General features: G+C 66.9%; 15 protein-coding genes and 1 other RNA gene. 4 read left to right on the forward strand and 12 right to left on the reverse strand.

Going from position 1 to position 14,391, the window contains the following annotated elements:
* Nucleotides 1–165 precede the first annotated feature (165 nt).
* Complete coding sequence (hisN, locus tag MK313_RS03130; RefSeq protein ID WP_287780073.1) at nt 166–951, reverse strand: histidinol-phosphatase; 786 nt, start codon at nt 949–951, stop codon at nt 166–168.
* A gap of 10 nt (nt 952–961) precedes the next feature.
* Nucleotides 962–1,501: a c-type cytochrome gene (locus MK313_RS03135; RefSeq protein ID WP_287780074.1), complete on the reverse strand. Its 540-nt coding sequence runs from the start codon at nt 1,499–1,501 to the stop codon at nt 962–964.
* Between the two features lie 251 nt (nt 1,502–1,752).
* On the opposite strand from MK313_RS03135, the gene MK313_RS03140 reads away from it, so the two are divergent.
* Complete coding sequence (locus MK313_RS03140; RefSeq protein ID WP_287780075.1) at nt 1,753–2,520, forward strand: 3-deoxy-manno-octulosonate cytidylyltransferase; 768 nt, start codon at nt 1,753–1,755, stop codon at nt 2,518–2,520.
* 26 nt (nt 2,521–2,546) lie between these two features.
* On the forward strand, nt 2,547–3,416 hold the full coding sequence (locus tag MK313_RS03145) for a prephenate dehydratase (RefSeq protein ID WP_008943041.1): 870 nt from the start codon (nt 2,547–2,549) through the stop codon (nt 3,414–3,416).
* Nucleotides 3,417–3,579: 163 nt separating this feature from the next.
* On the opposite strand, the gene nudC is transcribed toward MK313_RS03145, so the two are convergent.
* A complete protein-coding gene (gene nudC, locus MK313_RS03150) occupies nt 3,580–4,503 on the reverse strand; it encodes an NAD(+) diphosphatase (protein WP_287780076.1) in 924 nt (307 codons plus the stop codon).
* A 120-nt stretch (nt 4,504–4,623) separates the two neighbouring features.
* Between nudC and ffs the strand changes: the two genes are divergently transcribed.
* An RNA gene (ffs, locus tag MK313_RS03155) (signal recognition particle sRNA small type) lies at nt 4,624–4,714 on the forward strand.
* Between the two features lie 37 nt (nt 4,715–4,751).
* Here ffs and argB read toward each other — a convergent pair.
* From argB to rpmH, 6 genes are all read right to left on the reverse strand, one after another.
* Nucleotides 4,752–5,669 (reverse strand): acetylglutamate kinase, encoded by a 918-nt coding sequence (gene argB, locus MK313_RS03160; protein ID WP_121221535.1) that lies wholly within the window; start codon nt 5,667–5,669, stop codon nt 4,752–4,754.
* Nucleotides 5,670–5,726: 57 nt separating this feature from the next.
* Nucleotides 5,727–6,383, reverse strand: coding sequence for a ribosome biogenesis GTP-binding protein YihA/YsxC (yihA, locus tag MK313_RS03165; RefSeq protein WP_287780077.1), 657 nt, complete (start codon nt 6,381–6,383; stop codon nt 5,727–5,729).
* 7 nt (nt 6,384–6,390) lie between these two features.
* Nucleotides 6,391–8,241, reverse strand: coding sequence for a membrane protein insertase YidC (yidC, locus tag MK313_RS03170; protein WP_287780078.1), 1,851 nt, complete (start codon nt 8,239–8,241; stop codon nt 6,391–6,393).
* A 6-nt stretch (nt 8,242–8,247) separates the two neighbouring features.
* The gene (yidD, locus tag MK313_RS03175) at nt 8,248–8,565 is read right to left on the reverse strand and encodes a membrane protein insertion efficiency factor YidD (protein WP_287780079.1); all 318 of its coding nucleotides are present in this window, start codon (nt 8,563–8,565) and stop codon (nt 8,248–8,250) included.
* Complete coding sequence (rnpA, locus tag MK313_RS03180; RefSeq protein WP_287780080.1) at nt 8,562–9,014, reverse strand: ribonuclease P protein component; 453 nt, start codon at nt 9,012–9,014, stop codon at nt 8,562–8,564. Before rnpA ends, yidD begins: the two co-directional genes overlap by 4 nt.
* Before the next feature lie 64 nt (nt 9,015–9,078).
* On the reverse strand, nt 9,079–9,213 hold the full coding sequence (gene rpmH, locus MK313_RS03185; RefSeq protein ID WP_008943033.1) for a 50S ribosomal protein L34: 135 nt from the start codon (nt 9,211–9,213) through the stop codon (nt 9,079–9,081).
* 189 nt (nt 9,214–9,402) lie between these two features.
* On the opposite strand from rpmH, the gene MK313_RS03190 reads away from it, so the two are divergent.
* Nucleotides 9,403–10,578 (forward strand): 2'-deoxycytidine 5'-triphosphate deaminase, encoded by a 1,176-nt coding sequence (locus MK313_RS03190; RefSeq protein ID WP_287780081.1) that lies wholly within the window; start codon nt 9,403–9,405, stop codon nt 10,576–10,578.
* Nucleotides 10,579–10,794: 216 nt separating this feature from the next.
* Here MK313_RS03190 and MK313_RS03195 read toward each other — a convergent pair whose 3' ends face one another.
* The 3 genes from MK313_RS03195 to MK313_RS03205 form a co-directional block, all read right to left on the reverse strand.
* On the reverse strand, nt 10,795–11,118 hold the full coding sequence (locus MK313_RS03195; RefSeq protein ID WP_287780082.1) for a YbaB/EbfC family nucleoid-associated protein: 324 nt from the start codon (nt 11,116–11,118) through the stop codon (nt 10,795–10,797).
* A gap of 4 nt (nt 11,119–11,122) precedes the next feature.
* Nucleotides 11,123–13,018: a DNA polymerase III subunit gamma/tau gene (locus MK313_RS03200; protein WP_287780083.1), complete on the reverse strand. Its 1,896-nt coding sequence runs from the start codon at nt 13,016–13,018 to the stop codon at nt 11,123–11,125.
* Between the two features lie 105 nt (nt 13,019–13,123).
* Nucleotides 13,124–14,391, reverse strand: a 1,268-nt coding sequence (locus MK313_RS03205) for a lysine--tRNA ligase (RefSeq protein WP_287780084.1), incomplete at its 5' end; no start/stop codon positions are given.

Consider the following 14,391-nt stretch of genomic DNA (forward strand, 5'->3'; position numbering starts at 1 on the left):
GGGCCGAAAATTCGGGGCCGGAATGGGTATCCGGGTAACCGTGCTTAACGGCGATATAATGGCAGATCGCGCGGGATAAAGGAGAGGCGCGTACTTACTTCGCGCAAAAAAAGCCGCCAGGCGCTATTGGAGGCGCCGGCAGCGCGCCGGCTCAGCCGTACAACTTCAGGCGTTCAGCAGGTCGAGGACGGCAGGCAGCATCCGGCGGTCGCCACAGGCCACCACATCGAAGCTGCCGTCGCGGATTTCCAGCTTCTTGCCCTGCCAGTCGGTTAGGCTGCCGCCGGCCTGTTCGATGATGGGGGCCAGCGCCACCCAGTCATAGAGCTGCAGCGAGGATTCGATGGCGATGTCGATGAAGCCGCTGGCCAGCAGGCCGAACCCATAACAGTCGCCGCCCCAGTGGATGAATTTGCAGGCCTTGCCGACGCGCTCGAAGGCGGCGAACTTGCCGTCCTTGAACATGTCGGGGGAGGTGGTCTGCAGTACAGCACCGCCCAGGCCCTTCTCGGCGGGGCGGGTACGGGCCGGAATGCCGTTCAGCGTGGTAGGATGGCCGGCGCCGCCGATCCAGCGGTCATTGATGATCGGCTGGTTGATGACGCCCAGCACCGGCTCGCCCTTGTGCAGTAGGCCGATCAGCGTTCCGAACAGCGGCTTGCCGGTAAGGAAGGCCTTGGTGCCGTCGATCGGGTCCAGGACCCAGACCCATTCGGCGTCGCGGCGCACGCTGCCATGTTCCTCGCCGATGATGCCGTGGTCGGGAAATTCCTTCTCGATCAGGGCGCGCATCGCCGCCTCGGCGGTGCGGTCGGCGATGGTGACCGGGCTTTCGTCAGCCTTGTCCTCGGCCTGCACGCCACTGCGGAAGTAGCGTTGCGCGACCTCGCCCGCCGCGTCGGCCAGATGGCCGGCGAAGCGGACGAGCGAGTCTGGGCAGGTGTCGGTCACGGAGAGCTGCTTACGGCAGCGGAGCCGGATTGTCGGACAGGGTCCGCAGATAGGCGATCAGGTTGGCGCGGTCCGTATCCTTCTTCAGCCCGGCGAAATTCATCTTCGTGCCCGGGATATATTCCTTCGGATTGAAGATGAAGCGGCTGAGATTCTCGTAGCCCCACTCGCCCTCGGCCGAGGCCATCGCGTCGGAATAGGCGAAGTCGCCGAGATGCGCCTTGTCGGCATTCACGATGTCATACAGGTTCGGGCCAACGCGGTTCGGGCCGCCCTTCTCGAAGGTGTGGCAGGCGGTGCAGCGCTTCACCAGACCCTCGCCAGCCGAGGCGTCGGCGGAGGCCAGCAACGGCGCGATCGGCTCCGGCCACTGGAATTCCTGCGGTGCGGCGGCCGTGGCGGTGGCTTCCTCGGCGACCTCGACCTTGTAGGCATTTTCCTGCAGCGGCTTGGGCGCCACCAGCATGTGCCCCAGGAAACCGGTCACCATGAACAGCAGGGCGCCAATGAGGACACCGGCAGCAACCTTGTTCAGTTCAAATGTCGACATGGAGAGACCTCGTCACGTCCCGTATTGCTTTTCCAGAGCGCGGGAGATTAGTGATTCCCGGCGCGCGTGTCCAAAGGAAAGGCGCGACGCCGGGTAATCCGAGGGAAATCCGGCGTCGTGCTGTCCCTGAAGGCACCGATATATCGTCTTTCGCCGCCGGCGCGACGCAAAAGCGTCCTCGCACCGGCGATTTCGGTGCGGCATTCTGTCGCGCATCGTCCGTCGTTCGTTACAGAAAGCTGTTCGGAATCATGGCTCACGCCCCCGTTTCCCCCGCTGCCACCCGGCCCGTGGTCATCATCCCGGCGCGCATGGCCTCGACCCGGCTGCCCGGCAAGCCGCTGGCCGATATCGGCGGCGCGCCGATGATCGTGCAAGTCTGGCGCCGCGCGATGGAGGCCGGCATTGGCCCGGTCTGGGTCGCGGCCGCCGAGCCGGAGATCGTGGCGGCGGTGGAAGCGGCGGGCGGCCAGGCGGTGCTGACCGACCCGGATTTGCCCTCGGGTTCTGACCGCATCTGGCAGGCGCTGGAACGCATCGACCCGGATGGCGCCTACGATGCGGTGGTGAATGTGCAGGGCGACCTACCGACGCTGGACCCGGCCATTGTCGCAAAGGCCTTCGATCTGCTGGCCGATCCGGCGGTCGATATCGGCACGCTGGCCGCGCCGATCAGGATCGAGGAGGAGCGCACCGCCAGCCAGGTGGTGAAGCCGGTGGTGGCCTGGCGTGAGACGGGTGCCATCGGCCGCGCGCTCTATTTCACTCGCGCCACGGCGCCCTGGGGCGAGGGCGAGCTGTTCCACCATATCGGCCTCTACGCCTATCGCCGGGACGCGCTGCGCCGCTTCGTCTCATTGCCACCGAGCCCGCTGGAGCTGCGCGAGAAGCTGGAGCAGCTGCGCGCGCTGGAGGCCGGCATGCGCATCGAGGTGGCGCGCGTTGACACGGTTCCGCTCGGCGTCGATACTCCCGCCGACCTCGACCGGGCCCGGCACCTCCTTGCCTCTGGCCGCTAAATCGGGGGCATCTCCAGGGGCCTCTCATGACCGATCCGAAGAACATCATCGCCTTCCAGGGCCTGCCCGGCGCCTTCTCGCACATGGCCTGCCGCGCGGCCCGTCCGGATATGGAAGTGATGCCCTGCGCCAGCTTTGAGGACATGCTGGAGGCAGTCTCCAGCGGTGCCGCGGAGCTGGCCATGGTGCCGGTGGAGAATTCCGTCGCCGGCCGGGTCGCCGACATCCACCATCTGCTGCCGGAATCCGGCCTGCACATCATTGGCGAGCATTTCCAGCGCGTCGAGCTGACGCTGCTGGCCGCGAAGGATGCCAGCATCGAGGGCCTGAGCCAGGTGCGCAGCCATGCCATGGCGCTGGCGCAGTGCCGCAAGCTGATCCGCGAGCTGAAGCTGAAGCCCGTCGTCCATCCCGACACGGCGGGTGCTGCCGCCGAGATCGCGGAGCTGAACGATCCGGAGATCGCCGCCCTGGCCTCGCCGCTGGCCGCCGAGATCTACGGGCTGAAGGTGCTGCGCGCCAATGTCGAGGATGCCGCGCACAATACCACGCGCTTCCTCATCATGGCGCGGCAGGGCATCGTGCCGCCGCTGGACGACCAGCCGGTGGTCACCACCATCGTGTTCGCCGTGCGCAGCGTGCCGGCGGCGCTGTACAAGGCGCTGGGCGGCTTCGCCACCAACGGCGTGAACCTGACCAAGCTGGAAAGCTACATGGTCGGCGGCTCGTTCGAGGCGGCCCAATTCTATGTCGATGCCGAGGGGCACCCGGAAAGCCAGTCGATGCAGCACGCGCTGGAGGAGCTGAAATTCTTCTGTCCCAAAGGGGCGGTGAAGATCCTCGGCACCTACCCGGCCAACCCCTACCGCCAGATCGCCAAGCAGAACGGGCGCTAGACTAATTACTCCTTGTCATTGCTGGGCTTGACCCGGCAATCCAGGGACGCAGGGCATGGCGTCCCAGGCAAGGCGCCGCCCCTGGACCCTCGGGTCAAGCCCGAGGGTGACGATTTAGGGTAGGTCGGTATTGACAGAACATCTGAATCCGCCGCGTTGACGCCTACGCCTTTTCGGCCAGCCAGTCGTCGATCAGCCGGCGGGCGATGGAATCCGTGCGCGGCAGGCGCCGGCTCACCCCGTCGAACGCCTTCATCTCGGTGCGGGTGAACCAGCGCGCGTCGGCCAGCTCCTCGGTATCGATGGTGATCTCCGTACTCTCCGCCGTGGCATAGAAGCCCAACATTATCGAGGAGGGGAACGGCCAGGGCTGGGAGGAGTGATAGCGCACGTCGGAGACCTTCACGCCGGTCTCCTCCTCGACCTCGCGGGCGACGGCCTCCTCCAGGCTCTCGCCGGGCTCCACGAAGCCGGCCAGCGTCGAATACATGCCCTCGGTGAAACGCGGGGAGCGGCCGAGCAGCGCACGGTCACCCTGCTCCACCAGCATGATGACGGCGGGGTCGGTGCGCGGGAAATGCTCGGTAGCGCAATCGGGATTGCTGCATTTCAGCACATGCCCGGCCTTCTTCGCGAGGGTCGGGTGGCCGCACAGCCCGCAGAAGCGGTGGCGCAGATGCCAGTACATCAGGCCGCGCGCATAGGCCAGCAGCGAGCCTTCCTCGCGCACCATCAGCGGACCGACGGCGCGCAGATCGACGAAATTGGCGTTCGGTCCCGCCCTGGCGATGCGGCGTTGCGCCTCCTCCTCATCCAGGTCGGAAACGTCGAGCGCCACATAGGTGACGCCGTCGCGCACGCCCAGCAGGGCGGTGTGCCGCTTGCCATCCATCAGGTCGCGCGCGGCCTCCGGCTCCAGCAGCACCGGCTTCGGCTCGTCGCCCTCGGCCACCAGATTGCGGCTGCGCCAGACCGGCACCAGCCGCGTCTCCGGCTCCATCAGCGTGTGTTCCAGCCATTCCTCGCGCTGGCGCAGGGCGGCGGCGCGGTCCAGCCCGCCATAGGCGTAATAGTTCATTCGCTGCATGGGGTTTCCCGGGGTGCTCTGGGGCCAGGTCATTCTTGTACGAACGAGCATAGCGCAAACTCGGTATTGGCTACAGCCACCCTTGCATCCGGGCCGCCCATGCGCGATATAGGGGCCGGGAGGCTGGCGCGGACGGAGTCCTCGCCAACCCGGTCAGGTCCGGAAGGAAGCAGCCGTAACGAGTTTCGCTTCGGGTCGCTGCCAGTCTCCTTTTACTCCCGGAAAACCAGCGGCCCCTATGCGGTCCCTCATCCCTTGCGGATCAGGGTGCCCGCCCCGTGTTCGGTGAAGATTTCCAGCAGCACCGCATGCTCGCCGCGCCCGTCCAGGATGACGGCGGCATCCACCCCGCCTTCCACCGCCTGCACGCAGGTTTCCACCTTCGGGATCATGCCGCCGGAAATGGTGCCCTCGCGGATCAGCCGGTCCACATCGGCCAGCGTCAGCTCATCGATCAGCTTCTTGTCCTTGTCCAGCACGCCGGACACATCGGTCAGCATCAGCAGGCGGCTGGCGTTCAGCGCGCCGGCGATGGCGCCGGCCGCGGTGTCGGCATTGATGTTGTAGGTCTGGCCGTCCTCGCCGATGCCGACCGGGGCGATGACCGGGATGAACTTGGTGTCGTTGAAGACGCGCAGCACCTCGGTATTCACCTTCATCGGCTCGCCGACGAAGCCCAGATCCAGCACCTTCTCGATGTTGGAATCGGTCTTCTGCCGGTGCTCCAGCTTGCGCGCCTGGATGAGGTTGCCGTCCTTGCCGCACAGGCCCACGGCCTGGCCGCCGGCAGCCTGGATGGCGCTGACGATCTGCTTGTTGATGGCGCCGGCCAGCACCATCTCCACCACCTCGACGGTGGCCTTGTCGGTGACGCGCAGCCCGTCGATGAACTCGCTCTGGATCTGCAGCTTCTTCAGCATCTCGCCGATCTGCGGACCGCCGCCATGCACCACCACCGGGTGGATGCCGACCTGCTTCAGCAGCACCATGTCGGCGGCGAACAGCGCGGCAAGCCGCTCGTCGCCCATGGCATGGCCGCCATACTTCACGACCACGGTGCGGCCGGCATAGCGGCGCATATAGGGTAGCGCCTCCGACAACACCTTGGCCGTGGACAGCCAGTCGCGCGGGCTGATGCTGGGGGTGGACGGAGTCTTGCTGGTCATGGCGCTGCGATCCCTCTGGTGGCGTTTTCGCTTCGGTAAATGGCTACCAGCGCTCGGTTACGGCTGCAAGGCGAGCGTGGCCAGTTCCGCGCGCAGTTCGGGAATACCCTCTCCGTTGACCGCGCTGGTCGGGAACAGCACGGGATAGGCCGCCACCCGCTTCGACAGTTCGGCGGCCAGCTTGTCCAGCGTGGCCTGCAGCTCGGCCGGCTTGGTCTTGTCGGTCTTGGTCAGCACCACCTGATAGACCACGGCGGCCTGGTCCATCAGGGCCATCACCTCGCGGTCATTATCCTTCAGCCCGTGCCGCGCATCGACCAGCAGGCAGACCCGGCGCAGCGAGACCCGGCCGCGCAGGTAATCCTTCACCAGCCTCGTCCAGTCCCGCACCTGGGTCTTGGAGACCTTGGCGAAGCCGTGGCCCGGCAGATCGACCAGCAGCAGCCGGTGGCCGAGATCGAAGAAGTTCAGCTGCTGGGTACGGCCCGGCGTGTTGGAGGTGCGGGCCAGCGTCTTGCGGCCGGTCAGCGCGTTGATCAGGCTGGACTTGCCGACATTGGAGCGGCCGGCGAAGGCGATCTCCGGCAGGCTGTCGGGCGGCAGCCGGTCCAGCGTCGTCGTCGCCGCCACGAAGCCGCATTCCTGCGCGAACAGCAGGCGGCCGGCCTCAAGCGCGGCTTTCCGTTCGGCGTCGTCCTGCAGGGTGCTGTCCATCCCGCCGTCAGGACTTCTTCTTGGCCGGCTTGGTCTTGCCAGCGGAGTCGGCCGGCTTCTTGTCCTCGGCCTTGGGCTTTGCGGCGTGCGGCGTGGCGGTCTTGTCCTTGCCGCCGCCGATCTTCACGCCCATGCGGCGCATGATGACGTACTGCTGCGCCATGGACAGCGTGTTGTTCCACGCCCAGTAGATCACCAGGCCGGCCGGGAAGCTGGCCAGCATGACGGTGAACACGATCGGCAGGAACATGAATATCTTGGCCTGGATCGGGTCGGCCGGCTGCGGGTTCAGCTTCTGCTGCAGGAACATGCTGATGCCCATGATGATGGGCCACACGCCGATCATCAGCATCTGCGGCGGGTCCCACGGGATCAGGCCGAACAGGTTGAAGATCGTCGTCGGGTCGGGCGCCGACAGGTCCTTGATCCAGCCATAGAACGGGGCATGGCGCATCTCGATGGTGACGAACAGCACCTTGTAGAGCGCGAAGAACACCGGAATCTGGACCAGGATCGGCAGGCAGCCGGCGGCCGGATTGACCTTCTCCTTCTTGTACAGCGTCATCATTTCCTGGTTCAGGCGCTGGCGGTCATCGCCGATCCGCTCGCGCAGCTCCATCATCTTGGGCTGCAGCTCCTTCAGCTTGCTCATCGCCTTGTAGGACTTGTTGGCGAGCGGGAAGAACAGCAGCTTGATGAAGACGGTCAGCGCCAGGATGGCGAGGCCGAAATTGCCCAGGAAATGGTACAGCCAGTCGATGGCGTAGAAGATCGGCTTGGTCAGGAAGTAGAACCAGCCGAAATCGATGGCGAGGTCGAAATTGGCGATGCCGTACTGTTCCTCGTAGCGGTCGAGGGTGCGCACTTCCTTCGCGCCGACGAACAACCGGTTCACGCTTTCCAGCGTGGCGCCGGCGGCGACCTCGCGGCCGGCATCCAGATAATCTACCTGGTAGCGGTCGTCATTGTTGCGCGTGGTGTGCAGGAAGCGCGCCTTCACCTGCTCCTGCTGGTCGGGGACCAGGGCCACCAGCCAGTATTTGTCGGTGATGCCGATCCAGCCGCCGGTCGAGGGCATCTCGACCTGCTTGTCTTCCTGGATGTCGTCGTAATCGACTTCCTTCAGCGTGCCGTCGAACACGCCCAGCAGGCCTTCATGCAGGATGAAGAAGCCGGAGGTCTGCGGCGTGCCGCCGCGTGATGCCAGCGCATAACTGTGCAGGTTCACAGACTGGCCGCTTTCGTTCGTCACGCGCTGGGTGACCGTGAACATGTAGTCGCTGTCCAGCGCCACGCGCTTCTCGAAGCGCAGCCCCTGGCCATTGTCCCAGGTCAGCGTCACCGGCTGGCCGGGCGACAGCACGTCGCGGTCGGCCTGCCAGACCGTGTCCGGGCCGGGCACGGCGATGCCGCTGCTGCCGGCACCGGCGACCCAGCCCAGTTCGGCATAATAGGGCTGCGGCAGGCCGCGCGGGGTCAGCAGCGTGATGTTCGGGCTGCTCTTGTCCGGGTTGACGTGGTAGTCGCGCAGGGTGATGTCGTCGAGCCGCCCGCCGGTCAGCGACAGGCTGCCGCGCAGCCGGGGCGAATCGATGCGGATGCGCGGACTGTCGGCGATCACCTGCTCGCGGGTCTGCGGCTGGTTGGCCGCGGTCACCGTCCCCGCCGTCACATCGGCGCCGGGCGCCGCCGGGCTGGGGCGCGAGGCATCCAGCTCACGCGCCTGCTGGGCGATCTGCTCGCTCGTCTGCGCCTGCTGCTGCTCCTGCATCTTCGGGAATTCGAAGAAGTACTGGAAGCCCAGCAGGATCGCCAGCGAGACGCCAATGGCGAGGATGAGGTTCTTCTGATCGGTCATCGCAAATCAGCCCGTAACCGTTTCATGCCCGCCATGGGCGCGCGTGTGGGAAGGATGTGTGCAGGAATTGGTGGCCGTCTTGCCGTCCTGTCCGGCTGCCCCGGCGGAGGGCACGGGATCATAGCCCGATCCGCCCCAGGGATGGCAGCGCAGAATGCGGCGTGCGGCAAGATAGCCGCCCTTCACCGCGCCATGCGTCGCCAGCGCTTCCAGCGCATACTCCGAACAGCTTGGCGCAAAACGGCAATTCACGCCCAGCAGGGGCGAGATACCGTAGCGATAGAGATGGATCGGCAGGCGCAGAATATGGACGAGGGGACTCATGACGCCTCCCCTTCGGTGCGCGGGGCATCGGCCCTGAGGGCACCGGTCTTGCCCAGGGCCAGCTTCAGATCCTCGACCAGCAGCGCATAGGGGCGCGTCGCGGTGTCGCGGCGCGCGATCAGCACATAGTCGAGACCGGGCTTGGCGTAGAGCGGCATGACCTCGTCCACAACGGCTTTCAGGCGGCGTCTGGCCCGGTTGCGCACCACGGCGTTGCCGACCTTGCGGCTGGCGGTGAAGCCGATCTGGATCGTCGTAACGTCAGGTCCGGGCTGCTGGGCGTCCGGCTTGGCGTTGGCGACCTGCAGCATCACGCCGGGCGTGACCCATTTGCGGCGCACCCCGGCGACGCGCAGGAAGTCGGCACGGCGCTTCAGGCGGGCGAGCGAAGACCCGTCTTTCCGCTGTGGTTCGGCCCGCTCGGGACTGGTCCGCTGGGGCTCGGCCATCGCCACCTCGGCCATCGCTGCCGCCGTCCGTTCGACTGGGGCGGCAGCGTGATAGGAAATGGTCTTAGGCCGACAGGCGCTTGCGGCCGCGCGACCGGCGGTTGGCGATCACCTTGCGGCCGCCGACAGTCGCCATGCGGGCGCGGAAACCGTGCCGGCGGGCACGAACGATCTTGCTGGGCTGAAAAGTACGCTTCACGGGTTTTCTCCGTTGGCCAACGTCGAGAATTTCTGAAAATCGAGCGCCGGTGTATAAGCGCAACGCCCGCCGGAGTCAATGTGAGCCGTGCGGCAAAGCACTAATCGGCGCGTGCTGACATCTTGCCACGGAAACCATTGCGACGGTATGACGGCTGCATTAGCCGCGAACGAAGGACCGCGACCGCCCATGGCCGACAGCGCCCCGCAGACCGCCTCCGCCTCAGGTGCTCCGGCCCAGCCGGTGCGCGGCACCGGCATCCTGCCCTCCCAGATGCTGCGCTATCTGATCGAGCAGGGCGATATCCTGGCCGATGTGCCGATTGGGGAGGATCAGGTGCAGCCGGCCAGCCTCGACCTGCGGCTGGGGGCCATCGCCTACCGCGTGCGCGCCAGCTTCCTGCCGGGGCAGGGTGTGGCGGTGCGGCAGAAGATCGAGCAGTTCGGCATGCACGAGATCGATCTGTCGCGCGGCGCGGTGCTGGAGCGTGGCTGCGTCTATATCGTGCCGCTGATGGAACGGCTGCGGCTACGCGCCGGCATCGCCGGGCTCGCCAATCCGAAAAGCTCCGCCGGGCGGCTCGACATCTTCACCCGCGTCATCACCGATGGCGGCGAGGCGTTCGAGGCGATCCCCGCCGGCTATGACGGGCCGCTTTATGCGGAGATCGCGCCGCGCACCTTCTCGGTGCTGGTGCGTCAGGGCACGCGGCTGAACCAGCTGCGCCTGCGCAAGGGCCAGCCCGGCCTCAGCGCCTCCGAGCTGCACGCGCTGCACGCGGCCCAGCAGTTGACCGACCGGGCGCTGGAACGCGACGATCTGCGCGGCGGCGTGCCGTTCAGCGTCGATCTGTCGGGCGAGACGGCGGCCCCCGGCTTTGCCGGCGGCGTCATCGGCTATCGCGCCCGGCGCAATGCCGGTCTCATCGATTTCGACAATATCGGTGCTTATGCCATTGAAGACTTCTGGGAGCCGCTGCGCGCCGCCAAGGACGGGCTGGTGCTCGACCCGGACGATTTCTACATCCTGGCGTCCAAGGAAAGCGTGGCGGTGCCGCCCGACCATGCCGCCGAGATGGTGGCCTACGATACCTCGGTCGGTGAGTTCCGCGTGCATTATGCCGGCTTCTTCGATCCCGGCTTCGGCCATGGTGCGGCCGGCGGGCGCGACGGCGACGGCATCGGCTCGCGTGGCGTGCTGGAGGTACGCTCGCACGACGTGCCCTTCCTGATCGAGGACGGGCAGCGCGTTGGCCGGCTGATCTACGAGAAGCTGGCGGCCGCCCCCGACAAGCTGTACGGGCAGGGCATCGGCTCCTCCTACCAGCGCCAGGGGCTGACGCTGGGCAAGCAGTTCAGGCGGTAGGGAGTTCCCCCTCACCCAGCTCCACCTAACCTCGCTTTCGCTTCCTCCAGCCGTCATTCCCGGGCTTGTCCCGGGAATCCAGGGTTCAGTTTACTCGAGCGGGCATCCAGCAAGCGGAAGCCTGGACCCCCGGCACAAGGCCGGGGGTGACGGTCGTCGTAAAAGCGGGAACTGGAAGGCCGCCGGGGAAAAGAGCAGTGCCGGCGCCGGCCATCCTCAGAACGGCAGCTTCATGCCTTCGGGCAGTTTCATGCCGCCGGTCAGCTTCTGCATCTGCTCGGCCATGTGCGCCTCGACCTTGGCCTTGGCGTCGTTGGTGGCGGCGACGATCAGATCTTCCAGCACCTCGACATCCTCGGGCGTTGCCAGCGCCGGGTCGATCTTGATCGCGCGCATCTCGCCCTTGCCGTTCAGCGTAACGGTCACCATGCCGCCGCCGGACTGGCCGGTCATCTCGTGGCGCTCCAGCTCGGCCTGCATCTCGGTCATGCGGGCCTGCATCTGCTGCGCCTGCTTCATCATGCTTGCCAGGTTCTTCATCGCATCAATCCTCTTCGCTCTGGTCCTCGCCGGCGATGCCATCGTCCATTGTGCCGTCGAGCGTGTCTGATACCCCGGCAACCGGCGTCTCGGCCGGCTGCAGCGCCCGCACATCGGCGATGGCGGCACCGGGGAAATGGTCCTGCACGGCCAGCACCAGCGGGTGGCGGCTGGCGCGGTCGCGCTGTTCGTTCTCCGCCGCGTGGCGCTGTTCGGCAATCGTCGGCTGGCCTGGTTCGCGCGAGACCGAGACGAGCCAGCGCCGCCCGGTCCATTCGCCCAGATAGCGCCCGATCTGGCTGGCGAGGTCCGGCCGTGTGCCGGGGCCGGGATGGAACTCGATGCGGCCGGGCTCGAAATGTACAAGGTGCACCTTCATTTCCAGCTCGCTCTGCAGCAGCACCTCGCGATTGTCGCGGAACAGCGCCACCACCTCGGCAAAGCTGCGCGGGTCGGGCAGGGCCGGTTCCACCTGAACCGCTGGCTGCGGCGCGGGCTGGCGCATCGCCTGCGGCCCGCCACCACTTTCACCAGTTACCCAGGGCGGCATGTCGTCGGTGCCGCCCGCGCTGGTCCCAACCGCATCGGCGGGCGGGGCGGCTTGTGGCGCTGCCGAAGGCCGCGATGCTGATCCAGAGGGTGGCGAATGTGGCGCGGGCATCGGGGCACCCGCCGGGGCAACACTCCCGCCGCCCTCCTTTGCCTGCCGGATCAGCTCGGCCGGCGGCGGCAGCTCCGCCATGTGGGCGAGGCGGATCAGCACCATCTCGGCGGCCTGCAGCGGCTGCGGCGCGGTCTGTACTTCCTGCAGCCCCTTCAGCAGCCCCTGCCAGGCACGGGCCAGCGCGGCCACGCCCAGCCGCGAGGAGATATCCCTGCCGCGCGCCAGCTCGGCGTCAGACAGGCCGCTGGCCGCGACCGCCGCGGGGGCGACCTTCAGCCGGGTCAGGAAATGCGTCAGCTCCAGCAAATCCTGCACGATCACCACTGGGTCGGCGCCGACGCCATGCAGCCCGGCCAGCCGCTCCAGCGCTGCCGTCGGGTCGCCGCGCATCACCGCGTCGAACAGGTCGAGCGCTTGGTCGCGGTCGGCGAGGCCCAGCATGCCCTTCACCGACTCTTCGGTGACTGTCGCGCTTTCGGCGTCGTTTCCGGCCAGCGCGATCGCCTGGTCCAGGATCGACAGCCCGTCGCGCACCGATCCGTCGGCGGCACGGGCCACCAGGCGCAGCGCCCCCTCCTCGATGCCGATGCCTTCCTTCTGCGCGATGGCGGCAAAATGGCCGGACAGCACGTCGAGATCGACCCGGCGCAGGTCGAAGCGCTGACAGCGCGATAGCACGGTCACCGGCACCTTGCGGATTTCCGTGGTGGCGAAGATGAACTTCACGTCGGGCGGCGGCTCCTCCAGCGTCTTCAACAGCGCGTTGAAGGCGGCGGTGGAGAGCATGTGCACTTCGTCGATGATGTAGATCTTGTAGCGCGCCGAGACCGGACGGTAGCGCACGCCCTCGATCAGCTCGCGGATATCGTTGACGCCGGTGCGGCTGGCGGCGTCCATCTCCAGCACGTCGGGGTGGCGGTCCTCGGCAATGCCGCGGCAGGCCTCGCACACGCCGCAGGGGCTGACGGTCGGCCCGCCGGTGCCGTCCGGGCCAGTGCAGTTCAGCGCGCGGGCCAGGATGCGCGCCGTGGTCGTCTTGCCGACGCCGCGCACGCCGGTCAGCATGAAGGCATGCGCCAGCCGGCCCGACGCGATGGCGTTGCGCAGGGTGCGTACCAGCGCCTCCTGGCCGATCATCTCGGCGAAGGTCTGCGGCCGGTATTTACGCGCCAGCACCCGGTAGGGCGCTTGCGGGGCCGGTGTTGCCTCGGCGGTTGGCGTCGTCTGCTCTGTCATCGTCCTGTTCGGAGACGGTGCGGGAGAAACGCCGTTAAGCTACGACAGCGGGGCGGCGGGAACAATGCCTTGCGCCCGCCGCTCCGGCTCGCCACTTGCGCTGGCTCAGGCGAGCTTGCCGTCCAGCGCCTTGCGGATCAGGGCCACCATGTTGTCGCGGCCATAGAGCTGCACGAAGGAGCCCATGCGCGGCCCCTGTTCCTGGCCCAGCAGCACCTCATAGACGGTCTTGAACCAGCCGCGCAGGTCGTCGGCCATGATGGTCTTGCCGACCTCGTAGAAGATATTCTGGATATCCTCCGCGCTGGCATCGGCGGGGGCGGCTTCCAGCTGGGCAGCCAGCGCTTCGAAGGCGCCGCGCTCCGCCTCGGTCGGCGCACGGTAGGCCTTGTTGGCGGCAACGAAGTCCCGGTAGTAGTTCAGCGCATAGCCGACCAGCCGGTCGAGCTGCGGATCGCCCTCCGGCGTTGCCCCCGGCGCATAGGACCGGATGAAGCCCCACAGCACCTCCTTGCTCTCGGCATGGCAGGCGCTGGCGAGGTTCAGCAGGATGCCGAAGGTCAGGCCCGTGCTGTCCGGCGCCGGCGGCTTGCCGCCATGGATGTGCCAGGCCGGGTTCTCCAGCTTCTTCGCCTCCTCCTCCTCGGCGAATTTGCCGACGAAGGTGCGGTAATCGTCCACGGCGCGCGGGATGACGTCGAAATACAGGCGCTTGGCCTTGCGCGGCGACTGGAACATGTACAGCGCCAGGCTCTCCGGCGGGGCATAGGTCAGCCACTCCTCGACTGACAGGCCATTGCCCTTGGACTTGGAAATCTTCTGCCCCTTCTCGTCCAGGAACAGCTCGTAGGCGAAGCCTTCCGGCGCCTTGCCGGCCAGGATGCGGACGATCTTCGCCGACAGCTCCGCCGACGGGATCAGATCCTTGCCGTACATCTCGTAATCGACGCCCAGCGCGAACCAGCGGCCGGCCCAGTCAGCCTTCCATTGCAGCTTCACATTGCCGCCGGTCACCGGCGTCTCCACCAGCGTGCCATCCTCGCCGCGATAGACGATGGTGCCGTCGTCCGGCTTGGTCTCGACTACCGGCACCTGCAGCACGCGGCCGGTCTTTTGGCAGATCGGCAGGAAGATGGAATAAGTCTGCTGCCGCTCTTCGCCCAGCGTCGGCAGCATGACCGCCTGGATTTCCTCGTAATGCCGCAGCATAGCCAGCAGCATCGGGTCGAACCGGCCGGATTTGTACCAGTCGGTCGCCGACTGGAACTCGTACTCGAAGCCGAAGGAATCGAGGAAGGCGCGCAGCCGCGCGTTATTGGCCGCGCCAAAGCTCGGATATTCGTTCGAGAACGGGTCCGGCACGCTGGTCAGCG

Origin of the sequence: Oceanibaculum sp. (assembly GCF_022449305.1) — a bacterium.
GTDB classification, from domain to species: domain Bacteria; phylum Pseudomonadota; class Alphaproteobacteria; order Oceanibaculales; family Oceanibaculaceae; genus Oceanibaculum; species Oceanibaculum indicum.